Origin of the sequence: Agrobacterium sp. T29 (genome assembly GCF_006970545.1) — a bacterium.
Classification (GTDB): Bacteria; Pseudomonadota; Alphaproteobacteria; order Rhizobiales; family Rhizobiaceae; genus Agrobacterium; species Agrobacterium leguminum.
Map to the genome: position 1 here is coordinate 1,738,076 of NZ_CP040640.1, position 23,639 is coordinate 1,761,714.

The 23,639-nt window shown below is 61.0% G+C and carries 19 protein-coding genes and 1 other RNA gene; 8 read left to right on the forward strand and 12 right to left on the reverse strand.

Going from position 1 to position 23,639, the window contains the following annotated elements:
• Positions 1-242 precede the first annotated feature (242 nt).
• A complete protein-coding gene (locus FGF54_RS08905; protein ID WP_142779449.1) occupies positions 243-2,252 on the forward strand; it encodes an ATP-binding protein in 2,010 nt (669 codons plus the stop codon).
• Between the two features lie 7 nt (positions 2,253-2,259).
• On the opposite strand, the gene miaA is transcribed toward FGF54_RS08905, so the two are convergent.
• A complete protein-coding gene (miaA, locus tag FGF54_RS08910; protein WP_142779450.1) occupies positions 2,260-3,156 on the reverse strand; it encodes a tRNA (adenosine(37)-N6)-dimethylallyltransferase MiaA in 897 nt (298 codons plus the stop codon).
• Here miaA and serB point away from each other — a divergent pair.
• Together serB and FGF54_RS08920 are read left to right on the forward strand one after the other, a co-directional pair.
• A complete protein-coding gene (gene serB, locus FGF54_RS08915) occupies positions 3,155-4,045 on the forward strand; it encodes a phosphoserine phosphatase SerB (RefSeq protein WP_020812045.1) in 891 nt (296 codons plus the stop codon). The two genes, miaA and serB, sit on opposite strands and share 2 nt — an antisense overlap.
• Complete coding sequence (locus FGF54_RS08920) at positions 4,042-4,605, forward strand: GNAT family N-acetyltransferase (protein ID WP_142779451.1); 564 nt, start codon at positions 4,042-4,044, stop codon at positions 4,603-4,605. The genes serB and FGF54_RS08920 overlap by 4 nt, the downstream gene beginning before the upstream one ends.
• Before the next feature lie 25 nt (positions 4,606-4,630).
• Here the strand turns inward: FGF54_RS08920 and FGF54_RS08925 are convergent, their stop codons facing one another.
• From FGF54_RS08925 to FGF54_RS08955, 7 genes are all read right to left on the reverse strand, one after another.
• Complete coding sequence (locus FGF54_RS08925; RefSeq protein ID WP_142779452.1) at positions 4,631-5,380, reverse strand: SDR family oxidoreductase; 750 nt, start codon at positions 5,378-5,380, stop codon at positions 4,631-4,633.
• Between the two features lie 90 nt (positions 5,381-5,470).
• The gene (locus tag FGF54_RS08930) at positions 5,471-7,015 is read right to left on the reverse strand and encodes a Do family serine endopeptidase (RefSeq protein WP_003522370.1); all 1,545 of its coding nucleotides are present in this window, start codon (positions 7,013-7,015) and stop codon (positions 5,471-5,473) included.
• 192 nt (positions 7,016-7,207) lie between these two features.
• Positions 7,208-8,131, reverse strand: a complete 924-nt coding sequence (hflC, locus tag FGF54_RS08935; protein WP_020812048.1) for a protease modulator HflC — start codon at positions 8,129-8,131, stop codon at positions 7,208-7,210.
• A 1-nt stretch (position 8,132) separates the two neighbouring features.
• Positions 8,133-9,251, reverse strand: a complete 1,119-nt coding sequence (gene hflK, locus FGF54_RS08940) for an FtsH protease activity modulator HflK (protein WP_003522368.1) — start codon at positions 9,249-9,251, stop codon at positions 8,133-8,135.
• Positions 9,252-9,394: 143 nt separating this feature from the next.
• On the reverse strand, positions 9,395-9,922 hold the full coding sequence (locus FGF54_RS08945; protein WP_142779453.1) for a dihydrofolate reductase: 528 nt from the start codon (positions 9,920-9,922) through the stop codon (positions 9,395-9,397).
• A complete protein-coding gene (locus FGF54_RS08950) occupies positions 9,919-10,713 on the reverse strand; it encodes a thymidylate synthase (RefSeq protein WP_080851482.1) in 795 nt (264 codons plus the stop codon). Before FGF54_RS08950 ends, FGF54_RS08945 begins: the two co-directional genes overlap by 4 nt.
• 99 nt (positions 10,714-10,812) lie before the next feature.
• A complete protein-coding gene (locus FGF54_RS08955) occupies positions 10,813-11,121 on the reverse strand; it encodes a DUF2853 family protein (RefSeq protein ID WP_003522365.1) in 309 nt (102 codons plus the stop codon).
• Between the two features lie 142 nt (positions 11,122-11,263).
• On the opposite strand from FGF54_RS08955, the gene ssrA reads away from it, so the two are divergent.
• The 5 genes from ssrA (at position 11,264) to FGF54_RS08980 (ending at position 13,515) form a co-directional block, all read left to right on the forward strand.
• Positions 11,264-11,638: a transfer-messenger RNA gene (gene ssrA / locus FGF54_RS08960) on the forward strand.
• Between the two features lie 229 nt (positions 11,639-11,867).
• Complete coding sequence (locus FGF54_RS08965) at positions 11,868-12,380, forward strand: SspB family protein (RefSeq protein ID WP_020812051.1); 513 nt, start codon at positions 11,868-11,870, stop codon at positions 12,378-12,380.
• 44 nt (positions 12,381-12,424) lie between these two features.
• A complete protein-coding gene (locus FGF54_RS08970; RefSeq protein WP_003522363.1) occupies positions 12,425-12,628 on the forward strand; it encodes a DUF4169 family protein in 204 nt (67 codons plus the stop codon).
• A gap of 113 nt (positions 12,629-12,741) precedes the next feature.
• Positions 12,742-12,951 carry a ribbon-helix-helix domain-containing protein gene (locus FGF54_RS08975; RefSeq protein WP_142779454.1) on the forward strand — a complete coding sequence of 70 codons (210 nt, stop codon included), beginning with the start codon at positions 12,742-12,744 and terminating at the stop codon, positions 12,949-12,951.
• Between the two features lie 234 nt (positions 12,952-13,185).
• Positions 13,186-13,515 (forward strand): hypothetical protein, encoded by a 330-nt coding sequence (locus FGF54_RS08980; protein ID WP_142779455.1) that lies wholly within the window; start codon positions 13,186-13,188, stop codon positions 13,513-13,515.
• A gap of 292 nt (positions 13,516-13,807) precedes the next feature.
• Here the strand turns inward: FGF54_RS08980 and FGF54_RS08985 are convergent, their stop codons facing one another.
• The 4 genes from FGF54_RS08985 to FGF54_RS09000 form a co-directional block, all read right to left on the reverse strand.
• Positions 13,808-17,521 (reverse strand): AsmA-like C-terminal region-containing protein, encoded by a 3,714-nt coding sequence (locus tag FGF54_RS08985; protein ID WP_142779456.1) that lies wholly within the window; start codon positions 17,519-17,521, stop codon positions 13,808-13,810.
• A gap of 91 nt (positions 17,522-17,612) precedes the next feature.
• Entirely contained in the window at positions 17,613-19,025 is a 1,413-nt protein-coding gene (locus FGF54_RS08990) for an FAD-binding oxidoreductase (protein WP_059756704.1), read from the reverse strand.
• A 134-nt stretch (positions 19,026-19,159) separates the two neighbouring features.
• Positions 19,160-22,309 (reverse strand): efflux RND transporter permease subunit, encoded by a 3,150-nt coding sequence (locus FGF54_RS08995; RefSeq protein WP_142779457.1) that lies wholly within the window; start codon positions 22,307-22,309, stop codon positions 19,160-19,162.
• Positions 22,306-23,472: an efflux RND transporter periplasmic adaptor subunit gene (locus tag FGF54_RS09000; RefSeq protein ID WP_142779458.1), complete on the reverse strand. Its 1,167-nt coding sequence runs from the start codon at positions 23,470-23,472 to the stop codon at positions 22,306-22,308. The genes FGF54_RS08995 and FGF54_RS09000 overlap by 4 nt, the downstream gene beginning before the upstream one ends.
• Positions 23,473-23,639 lie beyond the last annotated feature (167 nt).

Sequence of the window (23,639 nt, forward strand, 5' to 3'; positions counted from 1 at the left end):
CGTCCCACCACGATAAGTACGTTAAGATTTTTCATGGGCCGGAGTGTTAGCCACAAAAGCGCCAGCCGTCAACGCATATTGCAGGAAAAAATCGCCGCCGCCTTCTTTTATTACCCGAAAGGCTGCTTCGGCGAAATTTTCGAACGCAGCCGGTACACATGTTGTTAAGCATAATCTTTTAATATCGAGAACGCAGATACTGCCCGAACCACCGCGATCATCCGCATGTACCGGGAAAAAATGTGAGTAACGACACGTTTCATAATGCGTCCCGCATGGACGAAAACGAACGGCGATCCGGCCAGCAGCCGGCGAACCGCATGCTGGGCCGCGTCATCGCCTGTAACGGTGCGCATGCCACCATCGCCGCCGAAACGGAACCCGGCACCACCGATGTCTCGCAGCTCTGGTCCGTCGGACGCCTGATCTCCATCGAAATGGGTACGAGCCGTGTGGCGGCGCTGGTTTTTTCCATGCGAACCGGCGAGGACTACTGGGCGGCGGACAGGCCGAACAGGCTGCTGATCGAGGTTGAACTGGTTGGCGAAGTCTATCGCACCGAGGACGGCAGCGAGCGCTTTTCCACCGGCATTTCCCGTTACCCCTATCTCGGTGCAGTGGCGCATCGCATCCGCACCAGCGATCTTGCCAAGATTTACGACAGCGGCAAGCGCGACGCCTGCACGATCGGCAGGCTGACTCAGGACGACACGATCAACGCCACCATCAGCATTCCCCAGATGCTCGCCAAACATTTCGCCGTCGTCGGCTCGACGGGTGTGGGCAAGACCACCGCCGTCTCGCTGCTTCTGAACAAGGCGATCGAGGCCGACCCGAAGCTGCGTGTCCTCATTCTCGATCCGCACAATGAATTCGCGGCCGCCTTTCCCGATCATTCGGTCGTCATCGACACCGATACGCTGGATCTTCCCTTCTGGCTGATGCGCCTTGAGGAATTTGCGGAAGTGATTTTCCGCGGCCGCAAACCCGTGCCGGAAGAAATGGATGTCCTTCGCGACCTCGTTCCGGAAGCGAAAAAAGCATTTCGCGGCACCGAAGGTTCCGCCGTGCGCCGCACCTCCGACAAGAGCGCGATCACGCCGGATACGCCGGTGCCCTATCGCATGGCCGATCTTCTCGCCCTCATCGACGAACGTATCGGCCGGCTGGAAGGGCGTGGCGAAAAACCCGCGCTGCGCTCGCTGAAAGGCCGCATCCTCTCGGCCATCAACGACACGCGCTACAATTTCATGTTCTCCAGCAATACGATCAGCGACACCATTCTGGAGACGGTCGCGCATATTTTCCGCATTCCCGGGGAAGGCAAGCCGATTTCGGTGTTCCAGCTCTCCGGCATCCCCTCCGAAGTGGTGAATTCGGTGATCTCCGTCCTCTGCCGCATGTCCTTCGAACTGGCGGTGCTGGCGCGCGGCTCGCTGCATATGCTTGTCGTCTGCGAGGAAGCGCACCGTTATGTGCCTGCCGACCCCGAGCGCGGCTTTTTCCCCACCCGGCAATCCATTGCCCAGATCGCCAAGGAAGGCCGTAAATACGGCATTTCGCTCGGCGTCATCAGCCAGCGGCCAAGCGAGCTGGACCAGACCATCCTGTCGCAATGCTCGACCGTTTTCGCCATGCGGCTGTCGAACGAGATCGACCAGAAGATCATTCTCTCCGCCGTACCGAACGCATCGACCTCGACCACCAGCTTTCTGTCTTCCATCGGCAATGGCGAGGCCATCGCCTTTGGCGAGGCCGTCAATGTACCGATGCGCATGCGTTTCGACCGCGTGGCCACGGCCAAATTGCCGAAGGCGAGCGGCACCATCAGCCATACGAACCATGAAACCCCTGACACGGTCGATCTGAACAACATCGTCACCCGCATGCGCGCCACGGCCAAGCCCGTTATCACCGGCTTCCAGCAAAGCGTCGAAGCAGCCTTTTCCGATCTGCCGGAGCCGGCAGCCGCACCACGGGAGACGGACGACATCGACCGCTGGAAGCGGGAACTGGGAACGGCCGCACCGGAGGGATACGAGCCCTACCGCCCGGACATGCTGCCCGGCCGCACGCTCTCCGCATCGCCAAATCCGGCGGCACCCGATGCCGCCTCCGGCGCCGTCAACGAGTTGCGCAAGGCGAGTTTCCAGATGCAGGCGCAGAATGGCCTGCCACCCGGCGATGCACGTCCCTCGCTCCGCGAAAGCCTGCTGAAGAAGCCGCTCGGCAGTCTCTACCGGAAAGACTGATGGGCGCTCACGGCTGGATACGTGTCCAGTCGTCGCCCATCTGGTTGCGGAACCAGGTCATCTGCCGTTTGGCATATTGACGGGTCGCGGCCGCCGATTTTTCGATCACCTCCACCTCGCCGATGCGCCCGGCCAGCATATCGGCAATCTGGGCAACGCCGATCGCCTTCATTACGGTGGCATCGGATGCGAGGTTGAGCGCGAGAAGCGCCTGCACCTCCTCCACCGCCCCGCTATCCATCATCATCTCGAAACGCCGGTTGATGCGGTCATGCAGCACCGGCCTTTCCGGCAGGACGACGAATTTTTGCGCCCGGTCGGGATCGACGATCATCGGGCCGCTGGCGCGCTGAAAATCCCGGATCGACTTTCCGGTCGCCTTGAGCACCTCCAGCGCCCGGACGATACGCTGGCCGTCTCCCGGCTGCAGCATATCCGCCATGGCCGGATCGTGCCGTGCGAGTTCGGCATGGAGCGCAGCCGCTCCCTCCCCGATCAGCCGGGCACGCAGCCCATCGCGGATGTCATCCGGAATGGCGGGCATGTCGGAAAGCCCGCCCGTCAGCGCCTTGAAATAAAGCCCCGTACCGCCGACGATGACGGGCAAACGCCCCTGCCCGCGCAAATCCGCAAGCAGGGCGGAAATCTCCCGCAGCCATTCGCCGGTTGAGTAGAGGCTGCTCGCCGGCACATGGCCGTAGAGAAGATGCGGCACGCCCTCCATCTCGTCTTCGGACGGTCGCGCGGTCAGCACCCGCAGCGTGTCATAAACCTGCATGCTGTCGGCATTGATGACGGCGCCGCCCCGCTCCCGCGCCAGACGAAGCGCAAGCGCGGACTTGCCGCTTGCCGTCGGGCCGGTTATCAGGATCGCATCAAAATTCTCATCAAGGTTTTTCATCATGGCTCTCGTTGCCACGCTTATCGCCAATCCGTCAAATCCTGTTCTGACACCGGCCCTCGGCGAGGCGGCCGCAAAGGCCGTCAACGCATCGGGCCTTTATTGGTTGGCCGATGGCATCGCCTGCGATATCGCCTTGCCTTCCGGCACCGCAGCCGAACAGGCTCGCAGTGCCATTGCAGCCACGCTTGCCGGACAGCCAGTCGATATCGTCATCCAGGAACAGGATCAGCGCCGCAAGAAACTGCTGATCGCCGATATGGATTCGACCATGATCGGCCAGGAATGCATTGACGAGCTGGCCGCCGAAGTCGGACTGAAGGAAAAAGTTTCCGCTATTACCGCCCGCGCCATGAATGGCGAGATCGCCTTCGAACCCGCACTGCGGGAACGTGTGGCGCTGCTGAAGGGTTTGCCTGTCTCGGTTATCGACGATGTCATCGAAAAGCGCATCACGCTTACCCCCGGCGGCAGGGAGCTGATCGCCACCATGAAGGCCAAGGGCTATTACACCGCCCTCGTTTCCGGCGGCTTCACCGTCTTCACTGGCCGCGTCGCCGCCATGCTGGGTTTCGATGAGGACCGCGCCAATCTGCTCGGCGAAGCCAATGGCGAGCTTGACGGCACCGTGGCCGAACCCATCCTCGGCAAACAGGCCAAGGTGGATGCGCTGAACGATATTGCCGCAAGGCTCGGCATCTCGCCGGAAGAAGCGATGGCGGTCGGCGATGGCGCCAACGATCTCGGCATGCTGCATCTCGCCGGCGCCGGCGTTGCCCTGCACGCCAAACCGGCCGTGGCCGCCGAGGCGCAGATGCGCATCGATCATGGCGACCTGACGGCGCTTCTTTACATCCAGGGCTATCGCAAGACGGATTTTGTCACTCCATGATCATCCGAGAGACGCCACGACTCATTCTGCGCGAGTGGAAAGAGAGCGACCGTGACCTGTTCCGCGAAATCAACGCCGACGAAAAGGTCATGGAGTTTTTCCCCTTCCGCCGCAGCCATGCGGAAGCGGACGCCGTGCTGGAAACCATCAACTGCATGATCCGCGGCAGCGGCTATGGCTTTTATGCGATGGAACTGCGTGAAACCGGCGAGGTCATGGGCTTCTGCGGTATCTCCCCCGTCATGAACCTCGATCCGCCCTTCCCGGTCGGCACCATGGAGATCGGCTGGCGGCTCGCCACCCGCTTCTGGGGCCACGGCTATGTCACGGAAGCGGCGCAGTCGCTGCTCGTCATGGCCTTCGACGAAAAGGAAACGCCAGAAATCGTCTCCTTCGCCGTCCACAACAACCACCGTTCGACGGCGGTGATGGAACGCATCGGCCTGAAGCGCGATCCTTCCCGCGACTTCGACCATCCGCGCGTGCCGGAAGACACGCATCCGCATCTGCGGCCGCACGTCACCTATGCGCTGACGCTGGAGGAATGGCGGGCGCGATAAGACACCTGCCCGCCAGTTCCCAAGGTCATTTCACCGCCGCATTGCCGCCATCGGCGAACAGAGCGGCACCGGCGACGAAGCTCGCCATGGGGCTCGCGAGGAAAAGCGCTGCCCGCGCAATTTCCGGCGGCTCCGCGATACGTTTCATTGCATGCAGGCCGGCGGCCCATTCCTTCTGGGCGTCGTCTCCCGCAGCAGGTGTATCGACCCCGCCGGGCAGCAGCGCATTGGCGCGAATGCCTTTCACCGCATAATCGGCGGTAATGCCTTTCACCAGCCCCATCAACCCCGCCTTGGCGGCGCCATAAGCCGCCATGCCCGGTATGCCGGCGCTGGTGCCGACGAAGCTCGAGGTGAAGACGATGGAGCCGCCACCCCGCATCAACATCGGCGGAATCTGGTAACGCGCGCCCAGAAAGGCGGAGGTGAGATTGACGTTGAGCGCATGATCCCATTCCGCAGGCAAAATCTCCGCCAGCGGTTTCATGGCTCCCACCGCACCGGCATTGTTGACGGCGATATCGAGGCCACCGAAGACGCTTATGGCCGCATCCGCCAACCGGGAATGGGTTTCGGCAACACCGGCATCGCCGGCAACCGTGTGGACACGACCGCCGGCCTCACGAATGTCTGCGGCAACCTCATGCAGGGCCTTTTCGCCGCGCGCATTGATGACAACGGCCGCACCTTCGGCGGCAAACAGCATCGCCGTCGCCCGGCCGATGCCGGATGACGCGCCGGTGATGATGGCAACCTTGTTTTCGAGTAATTTCATATCCTTGGCCTCCGTTCGATGGAGACCAAGAATTAGAGAGCAGCCGGGATCATAACCACCCGATTCCTGCCTGACCAGGCGGAAAGCGCCTTATTCCAGCGGCAGCGCCACGACGCGCAAATTACCCTGCGCATCGGCCACCATCATATGCGCATTCTTGCGGCCTTCGGATTTCAGGCCGTTGACGCGCACCAGCACGTCGCCCGGCACTTCCATGAAGTCCTGCCCGACCTCGACGATGATATCGCCGGCCTTCATGCCCTTCTGCTCGGCGGGCGAACCCGGATCGACGCTCGCGACCAGCACGCCTTCGACGCTTTCGGCAATGCCCTTTTCGGTGCGCAATTCGTTGCTCAGCACCACGAGATTCATGCCGAGCACGCTCTGCGGCGCCTCGCGCACTTCCGGCGTCTGGTCCTGCGCCTGATCGTCGGCGCCGCCATCATCTTCCGGTGCAACCACACCGCCATCGCCGTCTTCGCTCTGCTGATCTTCGGCCGAGGCCTTTTCGTCGGTCGTATCCTGCAATTGCCCGAGCTTGACCTTGACGGTCTCTTGCCTGCCGTCACGCAGGATCACCACATCGACCTCCTTGCCGACCGGGCTTTCCGCCACGATCCGCAAGAGGTCGCGCATCTCATGAATATCCTTGCCGTCGAATTTCAGCACGACATCGCCGGCCTGAATCGGGCCGTTCTCCACCGGTCCGCCCTTGGCGACGCCGGAGATCAGCGCACCCTTGGCGCTGTCCATGCCGAGGCTTGCCGCCACATCGTCGGTGACGGGCTGGACACGAACGCCGAGCCAGCCGCGGCGCGTCTCCCCGAACTCGATGAGCTGCTGGACGATATTCTGGGCAAGCTCCGTCGGCACGGCGAAACCGATGCCGATCGAACCGCCGCTCGGGGAAATGATCGCGGTATTGATGCCGATAACCTCACCCTTCATGTTGAAGAGCGGACCGCCGGAATTGCCCTTGTTGATGGCCGCATCCGTCTGAATGAAATTGTCATAGGGACCGGCATTGATGTTACGCCCGCGCGCGGAAATGACACCCACTGTCAGCGAGCCGCCAAGCCCGAAGGGGTTGCCGATGGCCATCACCCAGTCGCCGATGCGCATGCTGCGCGAATCGCCGAACTTGACGGCCTTCAGCGGCGTTTTCGGCTCCACCTTCAACACCGAAAGGTCGGTCTTGGTATCGGTGCCGACCAGCGTTGCCTTGAGCTTCGATCCGTTCGGGAAAATCACCTCGATGGCGTCAGCACCCTCGATGACGTGATTGTTGGTGACGACATAACCGGCCGGATCGATGACGAAACCCGAGCCCAGCGAACTCACCTTTTCGCCGCCCTCGGGCTTCTGGCTGTCGAAATAATCCTTGAAGAATTCCTGAAAGGGCGAGCCCTCCGGCAGACGCGGCGGAACCGGGCCCTTGCCCTCAGTCTTGACGTTCTGCGACGTGGAAATATTTACCACCGCATCGAGAAGCGGCTCGGCGAGATCGGCCACCGATTCCGGCCCATGGCTCTGCGCTCTCGCAGCAACCGGTGCCGTCAGGCTACCTGCCACAAGCGCGATGCCCGCGACTGCGGCGATACTGCTGCGAAAAGGCGAAAGAAGGGTCACGGCCATAAGCGTCCTCGCGTTTCAAATAGTCTTGCCCTGCATATATCGGCAAAGCATAAGGCGGAATGATGAAGTGTAAAAATACCTTTTCGTGAACAGGCGGGGGACGCCTTGCCCTTAGCCACAGCATTGGCACGAAAACGGACCAAAAAGAAAGGGCCGGTAAAACCGGCCCCTCCAAAATCATTTTATCCGCTATCAGTTCGCCGGCGCTGGCGCAGGGGCAGCCGGAGCGGCAGGGGCCGCACCGTCGATATTGTTGAAATAACGGAAGAAGGTCGAGTCCGGGGACAGAACCAGCGTCGTGCCGTTGCCGTTCAGCGCATTGGCATAGGCGGACATGGAGCGATAGAACTCGAAGAAGTTCGGATCGCGCTGGAAAGCCTCACCGAACACCTTGTTGCGCTCCGCATCGCCTTCACCGCGCAACACTTCGGACTGACGGCGGGCGTCGGATTCCAGTTCGACGACCTGACGGTCGGCGATGGCGCGGCGGCGCTGCGCCTCTTCGTTACCGCGGGCGCGGATCAGTTCGGCCTCGGCCAGACGTTCCGACTTCATGCGCTCGAAGGTCTGCTGCGAGACTTCCTGCGTCAGATCGGTACGGCGGATGCGGACATCGACGATGCTGATGCCGAGCGATTCCGCATCGGGACGCAGATCGTCGCGCACTTCCTGCATCATCGATGCACGAGCGTCCGAGAGCGCCGATTCGAAGCCGCGCAGACCGTAGACCCGGCGCAGCGATGCGTCGAGACGGGTACGCAGGCGCGATTCCGCCGACATCTGGTCACCCGAGACCGTCTGCCGGAAGCGGCGCGCATCCGTGATGCGATAGACCACGAAGGCATCGACCTCGTAGAACTTGCCGCCGGAAACCTGAACGCGGATATTGTCGTGATCGAAGCGCAGCGCCCGGTTCTCGATATATTGTACCCGGTCGGCATCCATGAAGGCGAAGGGCAGCTTGAAATAGAGGCCCGGCGCGGTTTTCACATCCTGGATTTCACCGAAGCGGACAACGATGGCCTGCTGGCGCTCGTTGACGACGAAGATCGACGAGTAACCGAGGAAAAGCACGACGGCGAGGCCGACGAGAATGGCAGAAAGACGGTTACCCATATCAGTTGCCTCCCTGCTGTGCTGCGCCCGGATTGTTGCGCATGATCTCGTTCAGAGGCAGATAAGGCACCACGCCCTGTTTTTCGTCGATGATGATCTTGTTGGAACCCTTCAGGACCTGCTCCATCGTTTCCAGGAACATGCGCTGGCGGGTCACGTCCGGCGCGGTGCGATACTGGTCATAGATGGAGACGAAGCGCTGCGCCTCACCCTGCGCCTCGTTGACGACGCGCGACTTGTACGCGTTCGCTTCTTCGAGGATCTGCGCGGCCTGACCGCGAGCGGCGCCGAGCTTCTGGTTGGCGTACTGGTTGGCTTCCTGAACGAAGCGGTCTTCGTCCTGTTCGGCACGCTGCACTTCGTCGAAGGCATCGGCCACTTCGCGCGGCGGCGCCGCATCTTCGATGGCCACGGCATTGATGGAAATGCCGGCGCCATAACCGTCCATGGTGGACTGGATGATGGTGCGCACATCCGCCGCAATCGCCTGACGGTTATCGCGGAAAATATCCTGTGCCGGACGACGGCCGACGACTTCGCGCATGGCGCTTTCGGAAACCTGCTGCAGGGTTTCGGCCGGGCTGTCGACGTTGAAGAGATAGGATTTCGGATCGGAAACCGTATAGAGCACCGAGAACTGAACGTTGACGATGTTCTGGTCGCCCGTCAGCATCACGCCGCTCGACGATGACGACGAGGCGCGCGAACCGATATTCTGCTGCTGCTCGGTAACCTTGACGATTTCAACCGTCTCGATCGGCCACAGATGGAAATGCAGACCGGGCATCGAGATTTCGTCCTTGGGGCGGCCGAAGCGCAGCTCCACGCCGCGCTCGTCCGGCTGGACGGTATAGATGGACTGGATGCCGAGGAAAACCAGCACGACGAGAACCACGATGGCAACCGCGCCGCCGTTGAAGCCGCCGGGCAGCACATTCTTGAAACGGTCCTGGCTGCGCCGGATGATCTCTTCGAGATCGGGGGGGCCGCCATTGCCGCCGCCACCACCGCGAGGCCGGTTAGGCCCCTGCCCCCATGGGCCGCCACCGCCGCCCTGGTTGTTTCCTCCACCGCCGCCGCCCCAAGGGCCGCCGCCGCCATTCTGATTGCTCCAGGGCATCAATACCTCTTTATAAAAGCCTCTCCCGGTTCCGTTCGAAAGCGATTGCTCGCGTGCGGCGGGAATATCGACCCGTTATAGGAAGGAGAAGCGTCCGTTTCAACGCAGAGGTGGTAACTAAATACCCAATCAGGGTAAATAGTTCACTTTGACGCGGCTCTTCGCACATAAGTGGTAAACAGAACCGGATAATTGTCCTTTTCCCCTGCGGGAGCGGGGATTTCCTCGGTTTTCTCAAAAACGGCAGGATCGATTTCCGGAAAAAAAGTGTCGCCATCGAGCTTTACCGCGACATGGGTGACGGAAAGTTGATCGGCGAAGGGCATGGCCTGACGGTAAATCTCACCGCCACCGGCCACGAAGACCTCATCCACACCCAGTTCCGCAGCCTTGCTTCTGGCGAGCTTCAAAGCCTCCTCCAGCGAGGAGACGACATCCACGCCTTGCGGCCGGTAATCGGCATTGCGGCTGACGATGATATGCGGGCGGCCCGGCAATGGACGCTCGCCGACGGACAAAAATGTCTTGCGGCCCATGATGAGCGGCTTGCCCATCGTCATCGCCTTGAAGCGCTTGAGGTCGGTGGAAAGCTTCCACGGCATGTCGAGGTCGCGGCCGATGACGCCGTTTTCGGACACCGCAACGATGATGGTGACACGCGGCTCGCTCATACCGCGATCGGCGCCTTGATGCTTGAATCGGCCTCGTAGTTTTCCAGCGTAAAGTCTTCGAACTTAAAGCTGAAAAGATCCTTCACATCCGGGTTGAGGCGCATCGTCGGCAGGGCCTTGGGCGTGCGCGTCATCTGCAGCTTCGCCTGCTCGAAATGGTTGGCATAGATATGCGCATCGCCAAGCGTATGGACGAAATCGCCCGGCTTCAGGCCGGTGACCTGCGCCACCATCAGCGTCAGCAGCGCATAGGACGCGATGTTGAACGGCACGCCGAGGAAAATGTCGGCCGAGCGCTGATAGAGCTGGCAGGACAGCTTGCCGTCCGAAACATAGAACTGGAACAGGCAATGGCAGGGCGGCAGCGCCATCTCGTCCACCAGCGCCGGGTTCCAGGCCGAAACGATGTGACGGCGGGAGTTCGGATTGGTTTTCAGGCCCTCGATCAAAAGCGCGATCTGGTCGACATGGCGACCGTCCGGTGCGGGCCACGAGCGCCACTGCGCGCCATAGACCGGACCGAGATCGCCGTTCTCGTCGGCCCACTCATCCCAGATGGAAACGCCGTTTTCCTTGAGATAGGCGATATTGGTATCACCCTTCAGGAACCACAGCAGTTCGTGAATGATGGAGCGCAGATGCAGCTTCTTGGTGGTGAGAACCGGAAAACCTTCGGAGAGATCGAAACGCATCTGGTAACCGAACACCGAGCGCGTACCTGTGCCGGTGCGGTCTCCGCGGTCGGAGCCGGTTTCCATCACATGCCGGAGAAGATCGAGATATTGTTTCATGCGTTCTGCCGCCGATTCCCTGATATCAGGGGAATATAATAGCACAGGGCGGCAGAACCAATCACCGGGGAAACGCTTATCCCCGCCTTTCAGGAAAAATCAGAGAGATTGCAGTTTCCCGAGTTCCTTGGCGACCAGATAATAAAAGGTCACGCGCGATTTGGAGCGGTCCGCAGCCATGGCCTTGGCGACAGCATCGATCGCCTGATCGGCCGTACCGTCGGTCACGCCGAGCTTCTTGCCGCACCAGCTCGCCTTCACACGTGCAAGCTCTTCCGGATCGGAAGCGGACACCAGCGAGGAATCCCGGTTGCGCAGGGCAATGCCGAGATGCTTGACGATCTTGCCGACCACGGCTTCGTCGGCTGCTGCGTCATATTTCTTCACATCTGCGAGATAGTCAGTCATGTCCACTCCTTCGTGTGTCCCCGGCCCGGTGTTGCTTCTGGTGACCGGTTGCATGGACAATGGGACAGCAATCCCTCGTCGTCAAGAATTGTCTAAAGTGCGGGCCGCAATCACGAAACCTTTTCATGGAATTGTCATCACCCCCCTTTTCTCAGGCGGGCGAAACGCCTATATGAGCCTTGCCGGGGCAACCCGGCTATGGCGATAAACGGTCGGTGTAATAAACCTATTGGACCCGGGGGCGGTACCCGGCGCCTCCACCAAAAACCGGCGGACTTTCATGAAACGAAGGCCGGTTTTTGATGGGGGCGAAATAGGATCGACAAGGGCGTAAAGATCGAACTTTTGCTCGGCATGATACCGCCGTTATCGGGTCACAAGTGTAGTTGCAAACGACAACAACGCTAAGGAATATGCTCTCGCTGCCTAATGGCGGTGCGGGAATTCCGCTCTAAAGTCCTCACGGTTAGCCCCGTGAGGCGGGGTTCGGAGGTACCTGGCAACAGAAACCTCCACCTTCTCCATTTTGCCTGAATTGGTTATATGATAGCTGACTCGCAATCGGCATCGGCTTTTCCGTTGCTGCCGTTCAGGACATTGCGTATACTTGGCCAACGCGTGAGCGTCAGGATCGGAAATGATCCCGGCTCAAGGATTACGCGAAGATTCAAAGTGTTACAGCGTCCTTGGCGCGCAAGCCGCGCCGTGCATGAAAAGACGTTCGAATAAGGGAAAGACAGGACCGCATGGGGCAGGATCATATCCGTTACGACATTCTCGCACAGGATGCCCTTCGCGGCGTTATTCGTAAGGTTTTGGGTGAAGTGGCCGCAACCGGCCGTCTGCCCGGCGACCATCACTTCTTCATCACCTTCCTGACCGGCGCGCCGGGCGTGCGGATTTCCCAGCACCTCAAGGCGAAATATGCCGAACAGATGACCATCGTCATCCAGCACCAGTTCTGGGACCTGAAAGTAACCGAAACCGGCTTTGAAATCGGCCTGTCCTTCTCGGATACGCCGGAAAAGCTGGTTATTCCCTATAACGCCATTCGCGGTTTCTACGATCCTTCCGTCAATTTCGAGCTCGAATTCGACGTGCCTCTGGCCGAAGAGGAAGAAATCGAAGACGCGGAGATCACCGCTTATCCCGTTTCCCATGAGGCAAAACCCGCTGCCGCTTCCGAGACGCCCAAATCCGGCGAGGAAAAGAAGGAAGGCTCGGTCGTTTCGCTGGATGCCTTCCGCAAGAAGCAATAACGGCTTTTACGCCGAGCTTACGAAACCCGAGGAGACATATCCCCATGGCGGCCGATATCGTCAATCTGCGTCAGTTTCGCAAACAGAAAGCCCGTAGCGAAAAAGAAAAGCAGGCGGAACAGAACCGCCTGTCCTTCGGCCGCACCAAGACCGAAAAAAATCTTACCTCGGCCCTGAACGAAAAGGCCGAAAAGGCGCTCGATCAGGGGCGGCTCGAAAAAAACGATGACGGGACCGGCAAAGACTGACAGGCCGGCCGGACGTCGCGGATTTCGGGACTATCGGAAAAGAATCGCAAAACAGGGACTTGCCGGGGAGACATGATTCAGACCTCCAACCGGTTTCACCGGAGACCGATCCGATGATCCGCAAGCACTCCGCGACGTTGCACGGCCACCGCACCAGCATTTCACTCGAGGATGCCTTCTGGGACGAGCTGAAAACCATTGCGGAAAGACGCAAGATCAGTTTCGCGGCCCTGCTTGCCGAAATAGACGACAACCGCGCCGCCGACAGCAATCTGTCCTCGTCGCTGCGGGTTTATGTGCTGAACTGGCTGAAAACCCGCTGACTTTCCGCAAGCTTTCCTGTCAACGACGCTCCGGCCACGAGCGGGCATCTCGCCCGCCGGATTTTACCCATCCAGCCACTACGAAAAATTCCGCCGAAAACTCGTAACGCCGTGAAAGTATTCATTAAACATTAGCGGCATAATCTGCCCTCCAAGGCATCCCCGTATTGCGTAGCCTTGCTTTCAGATTTTGTTTCAGATCCTTCCATTCCACACATCCGCCACGAGGCGACCATGGTTTCTGCCGTTTCGGGAACGAGCACCGCTGTTTCCCTGCTGTCTTCTTCATCCACATCGTCTTCAAGCGTTTCCGAACTGAAAGCACAGATTGCCGAAAAGCAGTCGGAGCTTGCTGAGACCACGGAAGCGAAAGCACAGGAAGAGCTGAAGAGCGCAATAGCGTCCCTCAAAGCCCAGCTTGAGGCTCTCGAAAACAGCGGCGAAAAATCGGCACCGTCGAGCGAAAATGCGGAAAAGCCGAGCCTTTCCGGTGAAAGCGCCAGGATCGGCACCAAAAATTTCGACGCCGACACGCCATTCGGCGAACGCGAAACCTGGATTTGACAGTTTCACCGGGATTTTTCCGTCAAAGCGATTGATGGGCGGCGCAAAATGCTCGCCGCGGAAGGTCGCAAACCTTTGCCGGATTTGGCCTCATCGCTGGGTCAAACCATTGCTGTCCGGTCCCCTTGAAGTCGCCGGTGAAGAACGCACTTTCGTTAGACGTCTTCGGAACTGCACCAAAAATCTAAACACGTCAAAAAACAGGCCGGAGCATGACGCGGCATGCGGAGGGAAGCCCCGCGCCGTTCGTCAACCAGCTTAAAAGGAAGTCAGCCTCGCTTGCCACGCAAGCTTACGGCGTGGCGGGAGCGTTTTCAGGCGCCAGTTGCCGGATCGCGTTTTCCGTCGGAGGCACCACCAGAACCGGCGCGGATTGCCGCTCGGGCGTCGGTTGTTGCCCCTGTTCCTGTTGTTGCTGTTGCAACCGCTCCTGCTGTTCCTTTTCCTGACGCAGACGTTCTTCGGCCGCAGCCTTCAAACGCGCCTCTTCTTCGGCCTTGGCCTTGGCTTCCGCCTCTGCCCGTTCCTTCTCGGCCTGCCGCTCGGCCGCCTGCGAGCGATAAAGCGCCACTTCGCGGCGCAGGCGCTGCTTTTCGAGAACGCTGGCCTGCATGGCCTCCACCCGGCGGCGCTCCTTTTCAAAAGCCCGGAGCGACAGGTAATTGCTGAGCGCCGAAACGTCGGTCGTCAAAGCCGGCGCGGCAAGCGGGCCGTTATAATTCAGGCGCACCGAAGGCTCGGCCCCCGCAACCGTTTCGGTGCCGGGATTGAACAGGAGATCGAGGTCGCCATTCACCGTCGAAGCAGCAAGATCGACCGTTGCATCGGCCGTCAGCGTTACCGGATCGATCCCCGCACGCAGATTCTTGAAATGAAGCGCGCCGCCATTCAGCGAGAACGGCAAGGCCACATCGCCGAGGCCGATTTCACCCTGCCACAGGCTCTGGTCCACCAGCGGCCGCACCTTGGGCGCGTCGATCGGTTGCTGCAAACCGTCCGCCGCCTGCAGGATCGGCGGCAGGGTGCCCGGATTGAGCCCCTTCAGCACCAGCCCACCGACCCGGATTTCACCCGAGCCGCCTGCCGATTTCAGCATTTCACCGACGCTTTTGCCGGTCGATTCGGCCGTCAGGTCGATGGCGACCCGGCCTGCCGCGACCGGCCCGTTGGCATTCGCCCACAGGATCGGCTCGGGATTGGCGTCGGTCACCGCGATCTTGGTGCGGAAAATGCCCGCCCCCTCGCCCGTGGACATGGCGAGCCGTCCCGTCAGCTTGCCGCCCATGAAGGTGCCGGCAACATCGTCGAGCGAGAGGCTGCCAGCATCATGCGTGACCTTGGCCGAAACACCCGTGACCGTGCCGAAGGGGCCAGCCTCGAAGCTCTCCGCTTTCAAGGCAAGCGAAGCCTTGAGCTGCGGGAACGCGGCCATGGCCAGCGGCTTGGCGTTGAGCGCCCCGGTTTCCGGATCGATCACCGGCCCATAGATCGCATCACCCAGCCAGGCGAGATCGGCCGTTCTGACAGAGAGATCGCCGTTTACAGGATATGGCGCGGCACGCTGGAAGGTCAGATTGCCCGAGAACGGATTTCCGCCCGCCTGCCCGCCTATCGAGGAAAGCGCGATCTTCTGGCCATCCACCGCCACTTTCGCATTGGCCTTCAACGCCATGCCGCCGCCAAGCTGCGGCAGACCGACGGCGTTCATGATGAGATAGGGCTCGATGTCGGCGCTTTCGAGCGCCACGTCGGCGCTGCCCTCACCAAAATTGGCGGATGAAACGGCAAAGGAACCGTTCATCGAAAAATGCGTGCGCTCCGTCGAGAAGCGCAGTTCCGTCTGGGCGGGCGAACCGAGCGTGCCGTTGAGCTTGATGGACAAAAGCCCCTCGCCATCCGCATCGAAGGGCAGCGGATCGAGCCCCGCCTGCCCGAACAGGATGGCCGTCGACTGGTTTTTCAGAACCGCTTCCAGCGACATGGCGGTATCATCGGTGATCGACAGGAAATCCGGCATCTTGGCCACGGCCGACAGTCGGCTGCCATTGACAGTGCCGGAAACGGCGACATTGGCACCGCCATTTTCGCTATTGACCGAAACATCCATTGAGAGATCGGAATTGGCGTACCACGGCGCACTCGCCGCCAGACGGCTGAGGAATGGATGGTTCGGCAATTTCTGCTGCAGCATGGTGAAGAACGGCTGCATATCCGCCGCATGCAGGTTCACCGTGCCCTTGCCCGCATATTTCAGCAGCGAACCCTGCAGCTCACCCCTTGCCCTGACCTCCGCACCGGCGATGTCTCCGGCCGTCATGTTCTCCAGCGAGAGAACGCCGCCCGCCATGGTGAAGGCGGTCTCGACATGATTGGCGGTGACACCGGCCATGTTGAACCGGTCAGCTTTGAATTTCGCGGTAATGCGGTGGTCGAGGACGGAACTGCCGACCTGATCGCCAAGCGCCAGGCTGCCGAGCGCCTTCAGCGCATCGAGATCGATTTCGTTACCGGCAAGATCGATGGAAAGATTGGAGGTCTTGCCGTCGGAACGTCGCTCCAGCTCACCCTTCAGCGACGCATCGCCGACTGCAAGCTCCAGATTGTCGAAACGCTGGTTGAGCGTCGTCAGCGAGACATCGGCAGAAAAACCGGCGGCATTGAGCTGGCGGATCGCCGGATCGACGGAACCGGAAAGCCAGTTCGCCAGACCCGAAGGCTGGTTGGAGGCGAGAAGCAGATTGCCGTTGAAAGCGGGGCCGCCGAGAAGCGTCAACGATCCCTTGGCCTCAAGTTGCGTCCGGCCCGGCAGGGTCGCCACGGCATTCACCACCTGCCAGCCGCTGCCTTCAGGGCGCACATCCAGCCTGATGTCGCGAATGGTCGTGTCATCGGAAACGAGCGCCGGAAGGCTGATGCTGGCCTTGCCCGGCACCGGCGGCACCGGAATGCGGGCCACCATGGCCGCAAAGGCCTCGATACGCTGGCGAACCGAGGCGGTGGGCTGGCGCGAGGTCTTGCCCGCCTGCACAACGGGCGGCGCAAAGCGGGCGACATCGATCTGCTGGCCATCGGCCGTCAGCAGGAATTCCGGCTTGGCGCCGGTATCGAGCGTCGCTTCCCCGGTCACGACATAGGGATTTTCACTGCCGCCGAGTTCCATGCGGTAGCTCGGGATACGCACGCTTTCATTGGTGAGTTCAAAGCTGCCGCGGGTGCGCGGCGAGGAAAACAGCGATTGTCCGGCCTGCTGCTTCTGCTTTTCGTCTTCGCGGAAACTGAAGGAGAAAGAACCGCTATAGGCTGGCTTTCCCGCCGTTGCGGCAATTGCGCCATCGAGATCGACCTCGACCGGATGTTCATCCGGCACCAGCCGCACCCTGAGCCCCATGCGGCCGGCGGCATAATCCGGCTCGCTGCTGGAGAGCGAGAAGGAGCCCGGATGCCCGTCGACGGCGGCGCGTCCCTCCGCCTTCCACGGCCCGGCCAGCGAATTGGCGGACATATCGGCGTTAAGACCGGTTACCACGCGGTTGCGGCCGGATTGCTCATCGATGAATTCGATCTGCCCGCCTTCGATCTGCACGCTTTCCAGAACCACGGTGCGGGCGGGAATTTCCGCGCGGCTGCCGCGCATCCAGTCCAGCGTGCCGTCCTTCAGCAGCCTTATCTTGGCCTTGGGCTCCTCGATGCGCATGTCGAAGATGCGCGCCTCGCCGGAGAGGAAAGGTGCAAGCTCGGCATCCATGGAAAAACGGGCGACCTGAATGAGCGGCGATCCATCCGCATCCGTTCCGGCGCGCACATCATGCAATGTTACCGAAGGGAAAGGCAGGATACGGGCTTCGACGCGGCCATGCACCACCACCTTTTTGCCGAGAATACGGCTTGCCTGATCCTCGAAATCGCGGCGGAAATCCGTCCAGTCGACGAAATAGGGAATAAGCAGCGCCGAAAACAGCACCACGGCCAGCAGTCCGCCCAGAAAAACCAGAATACGTCCGAGCACTGACCTGCATCTCCCTTCGCGAACGCTGCAAACCTATTCTTTTCTGCCTTAACGGCAAGCAGCCTTTTGTACCAATCAAATATGAGAATGATCAGACAAGCCGGAACAACTTGCCCGGATTGAAGATGTTATCGGGATCGAGCGACGTTTTGATGGCGCGCATGAGATCCAGTGCATTGCCGGCCTCTTCGGCGAGAAAACTCATCTTGCCCTGGCCGATGCCGTGTTCACCGGTGCAGGTGCCGTCCATGGCGATGGCGCGGCGGTTGAGGCGGGCGACGAAGGCTTCGGTTTTCGCAACGCTTTCCGCGTCCTTGCCGTCGAAGAGGATGAGGACGTGGAAGTTCCCATCGCCCGCATGGCCGACGATGGGCGCGAGAAAACCGTTTTCCTCGATATCCTGCTGCGTTTCCACCACGCAATCCGCGAGCCGCGAAATCGGCACGCAGACATCGGTGGAAAGTCCGTCGAGATGGGGCGCGAGCGCGCGGGACGCCCAATAGGCATCGTGTCGCGCTTTCCAGAGCTTGTTGCGCTCGGCCGCGTCGCTGGTCCAACGGAAATCGACGCCGCCGCATTCGGCGGCGATCTCGGCGAACTGCTGCGATTGCAGCGCCGCCGTTTCCTCGGTGCCGTGGAATTCCACGAAGAGTGTCGGCTTCTCGGCGTAGTTCAGACCGGAATAGGCATTGCAGGCCCGCACCTGCACTTCGTCCAGCAATTCGATGCGGGCGACCGGAACCCCCATCTGGATCGTCATGATGACGGCATCGCAGGCAGCCTTGATGCTGTCGAAAGTGCAGACCCCGCCGGCGATCTTTTCCGGAATACCCTGAAGCCGCAGCGTAACGGAGGTAATGACACCCAGCGTCCCCTCTGCACCGACGAAAAGCCGCGTCAGATCGTAACCCGCAGACGACTTGCGGGCGCGCCGCGCGGTGCGGATTTCCTCGCCATTGGCAACGACGGCGGTAACGGCCAGCACATTGTCCTTCATTGTGCCGTAACGCACGGCATTGGTGCCGGAGGCCCGCGTCGAGGCCATGCCGCCGATGGAGGCATTGGCGCCGGGATCGATGGGGAAAAACAGGCCGGTATCGCGCAGATAGACATTGAGGTCCTCGCGCGTCACACCCGGCTCCACCGTCACGTCCAGATCTTCGGCATTCACCTCAATGATGCGATTCATCCGGCTGAAATCGATGCAGATTCCGCCGTTCGGCGCATTCACCTGCCCTTCCAGCGAAGAGCCCGTTCCGAAAGGAATGACCGGCACCTTATATTGCGCGCAGACCTTTACCACGGCCTTCACATCATCGGCGCTCTCGGCAAAAACGACGCCGTCAGGCGCCTGCAGGGTCAGATAGGTGGTGGTGTGGCCGTGCTGCTCGCGAAACGCCTGTCCGGTCTGGAGCCTGTCGCCGAGCTGCTGCTTCAACACCGCGAGCGCAGACGCGATACCCTCTTCGTTCCGCTTTCCCGCCACCACATCTTTCAGCGCCATCGTCCGTCTCCACCTCAACATCTGCCCGTAACGGATTCGATCCGTTACGAAATTCCGTCAGGTGGTATGGGATAAGGTTAACGCTTTGTCCAGCATCGCGATTGCGCCAAACACTGTTTGGCGGCAACCGTTTTTCACTCCGCCGCCAGCAACGGCTTGTCCTCTTCCAGCGCCTTGCGGCGGGCGGCAAGTTCAAGCTCGCGGTGAAGGCGGATTTCCTCATCCGCCTGCGGTTTGGCGAAGCGGGCAATCAGCAGGTAGGAGACCGGCGTGATGTAAAGCGTCACCAGCGTCGCAAAACCGAGGCCGCCGACGATGACCCAGCCGAGCGCGATGCGCGCTTCCGCGCCGGCCCCCTGCGCCAGCACCAGCGGCACGCCGCCGAGAATGGTCGCAATCATCGTCATCATGACAGGGCGCAGGCGGATGCTGGTGGCCTTTTCGATGGCCTCGCGCACGCTGGCTCCCTGATCGCGCAGATGATTGGCGAATTCGACGATGAGAATACCGTTTTTCGCCATCACCCCGACGAGCAGCACAAGCCCGATCTGGCTATAGACGTTGAGGCTCGAGCCGGTGACCAACAGCGCGATGACCGCGCATGCAAGGCCGAGCGGCACCGTCGTCATGATGATGACCGAACTCAAGACGCTTTCGAACTGCGCAGCCAGCACGAGGAAGATGATGGCGATGGCGAAACCGAAGGTCAGCAACATGCCGCTCGAATTTTCCTCCAGCGTCGCAGCCTCGCCGAGCGGCAGCAGGCGTGCGCCGGGCGGCATGACGGATTGCGAGAGCTCATTCACCTTTTGCAGCGCCTCGCCCAGCGAAACGCCATCCTTGAGGTTGGCGGTAAAGCCGACGGAGGGAAGCTGCTGCTCGCGGTTGAGCTGCGGCGCAACCGCATTTTCCTTCAGCGTGGCGATGACCGACATCGGCACGATCTTGCCGTCGCCGGTTTTCAGGAAGACGTTTTCCAGATCGGTCGGATCGTTGATCGGCCGGGTGGAAGACAAAAGCCGCACCGGGATCGCATCGCCATCCACGAAGACGTCGACAATCGAGCGCCCTTCCAGCAGCGACTGCATGGCGCGCGACAGGCCGGTGATGTCGATGCCGAGATCCGATGCACGCTCGCGGTCGATGGAGACGGAAATCTGCGCCTGATTGGGTTCATTGTCGAAACGCGGCGTGTCGAACAGGCCGCTTTCCTCCATGGAAAGCAGCAATTTCTGCGTCGCCTCGGTCAGCGCCGCATAATTGCTGCCGACCATCGCCATCTGCAGGCCGTTGCCGGCACCGCGAATTCTGAGGCTGTTCGGCTGCATCGCATTGCCGCGCAGCGCCGGCACCCTGTTGGCGGCGGAGGTGACATCGGCGGCAATCTGGTTCTGCGTGCGCTCACGGTCGGCCCAGGGCGCGAGCGTCAGCACCATGAAACCGGTATTGGACGAGCCGTTCATGCCGGTGATGGAATAGATATTGCGGATTTCACCGCTGTCGCGCAGCGGCTGCAGGTTTTCCTCGATCCGCTGCAACTGGTCGCGGGTATAGTCTAGGCTGACGCCCTGCGGCGCGGTGACCCGCATCATGATCGAGGCGCGGTCCTCGCGCGGCGTCAGTTCGTTCTGGATCATGCCGAAGGCAATCCACGACAGGCCGGAAAAGATCAGCGCCACGACGATGACGATCAGCGGATTGTTGAGGCAGGCGGAAAGCGTCGTTTTGTAGGTGGAGGCAAAGACATTGCCGAACCAGGCAAGCGGCCCCGTCGGCTCCTTCAGCCCCTCCTTCAGCATGCGCGAGGCGAGCATCGGGCAGAGCGTCAGCGCCACGATGGAGGACAAGCCCACCGCGAAGGCGAGCACGAAACCGAATTCACGGAACAGGCCGCCAAGCTGGCCCGGCAGGAAGGAGAGCGGAATGAACACGGCGGCAAGCGTCGCCGTCGTCGCAATGACCGCGAAGAAGACTTCCTGCGTGCCGAGAACGGCGGCGGCGCGCGGCCCCATGCCTTCCGCCCGGCGGCGCACGATATTTTCCAGCACCACAATGGCGTCATCGACCACCAGACCAGTCGCCAGAACGATGGCAAGCAGCGTCAGAATATTGACCGAGAAGCCGACCATATAGATGGCGACGATAGTGCCGATCAGCGCCACCGGCATGGTGATTGCCGGAATGAGGGTGGCGCGCCAGTCGCGCAGGAAGAGATAAAGCACGACGACGACGATGATCGCCGAGAGACCGAGCGCCAGCTCGACCTCATGCAGCGCGCCTTCGATGAAGACGGCATCGTCACTGGTCACGACGATACGCGTACCTTCGGGCAGATTGGCCGACATGGTGTCGACGGCCGCCTTCACGCCGGTCGAGATACTGAGCGTGTTCGACTGCGCCTGACGGATGACGCCGAGACCGACACCCTGCACGCCGTTGGAGCGCAGCGAGGTGGATTCATCATCCGCGCCCAGCATGACGGTCGCGACGTCCCTGAGGCGGATATTGTTCTTGATCAGGAGATTGGAGAAATCCTCGGGCTTCGTCAGGCTGGCGGTGGCGCGCACGACGATGTCCTGCGTCGTGCTTTTCAGCGACCCCGCCGGCACGTCGAGGGCTGCGCTGGCAAGCGCGTTCGAAACATCGGTCACCGTCAAACCGCGGCTGGCGAGCGCCGCCTGATTGAGATCGACCCGGAAAACCTTTTCCTGATCGCCGTAAAGCTCCACATCGGCCACGCCGTCGACGGCAGCCAGACGGTCGATGATCTCGTCATCCACCAGCTTGGTCAGGTCTTCCATGCTGAGCGTGGAGGAGGTGACGGCAAGGCGCATGATCGGCTGGCTGTCGGAATCTGCCTTGATGATCTGCGGTTCGTCGGCATCGTCAGGCAGCTGATTGGTGACGCGGCCGATGGCGTCGCGCACATCGTTGGCGGCAACCGCCAGATCGACATTGTCGCCGAATTCCAGCGTCACGCGGCTGGTGCCGAATTGCGAGTTGGACGAGATGGACTTGACGCCGCTGACCCGCGCCACCGCACCTTCGATGGTCTGCGTCACTTCCTGATCGATGGTTTCGGGCGCCGCCCCCTCATAGGTGGTCCTGACGCTGATCGTCGGCCGGTCGACGTCAGGCAGTTCACGCACTTCAACGCCCACCAGCGCTGCAAGGCCGGCAACGACCAGCAGCGTGTTGAGAACCGCCGCCAGAATCGGCCGGCGCACGAACAATGCCGTAAAGGCGAGCTTGGAATCCTGCCCGGAGGGTGGCTGCGTCGTCATTGGCTGGCAACCTCTTCAGGCTTCGGCTGGTTGCCAACGCGGACCGCGCCGCCTTCCCTCACACGCTGAAGGCCCTCTATCACGACAGGTTCGCCATCCGCCAGCTCCGCCTTGACGAGAACGGCATCGGGATTGCGCTGCACGATCTGCACCCGCACTTTGTTCGATTTATTGTCGGCCACGCGCCAGACGTAAGAGCCTTCCGCATCCCACTGCACGGCCAGTGGATCGACCGAGGCATAGGTTTCCCCGGCAAAACGCATGGTCACGCCGAAGGACATGCCCGCCCTCAGCTCGTCCTTCTCATTGCCGAATTTCGCCCGGATACGGATCGTGCGGCTTGCCTCATCGACGCGGTTGTCGACGGCCTCGATCTCGCCCTTGAAGGTCTCACCCGGCCGGGAAATGGACGTCGCCTCCACCGGCATGCCGACCTTGATCGCGGTTGCGAACCGCTCGGGAGCCCAGAAATTGACGAGAATTTCTGAACGATCATCGATGCTGACGATGGTTGATTGCGTGGTGACGTTATCGCCGATATTGGCGGCGACGATACCCGCCACACCCTCTATCGGCGCAACGATGTCGCGCCGCTTGAGATTGAGTTCGGCCGTGCTCAGCGCAAGCTTGGCGGCTTCCTCGGCAATCTGCGCATCCAGCACATCGAGGCGGGAAACGGATTTCAGGTTCTTGTAGGAATTGGATTTTTCAACGGCGCTGCGCAGCGCCACCTGTGCCTTGTCGCGCTCGATCACCTGCTCTTCATCGTCGAGCCGCGCCAGCACCTGGCCCTTCACGACACGAGCGCCGGACGACGTGCGAATTTCGGAAAGCGTGCCGGAAGCCTGCGGCATGACGACAACCGACTGGATCGCCTCGCCATTGCCGATGGCATTCAGCCGGTCATTGACCGTGCCTTTCTTCACCGGGGCCGTCACCACCAGTGTGGCGTTGCCATTGCGGCGCGCACCGCCGGCATTCTGCCCTGTGGACGCACCGGCTGCCGGGCCGCCGGATGCGGCGACTTCGATCGCCCCGGCAGGCGTTTTGCCAAGCCCCATGCTGGCGAGCACATTGCGGGCTTCGGGCGAATAGAAGCCCCAGAGACAGAGCCCCGCTCCCACCACGGCAACACTGACACCCACCTGTTTCCAGACCCGCATATATTTCTCCGGTTGATCCGCGCAGCACGATATGTTCCCAAAAACGGCACGTTCCGAGACAGGTGCAGTATTCCTGCTTGGCCAAGGCAAGGCAACGCACAAAACCGTTCCTTACGTAATTGTAATTTGGCCGCAAATGCCGCCCGGAGCAGCAAATCCGCAATCCA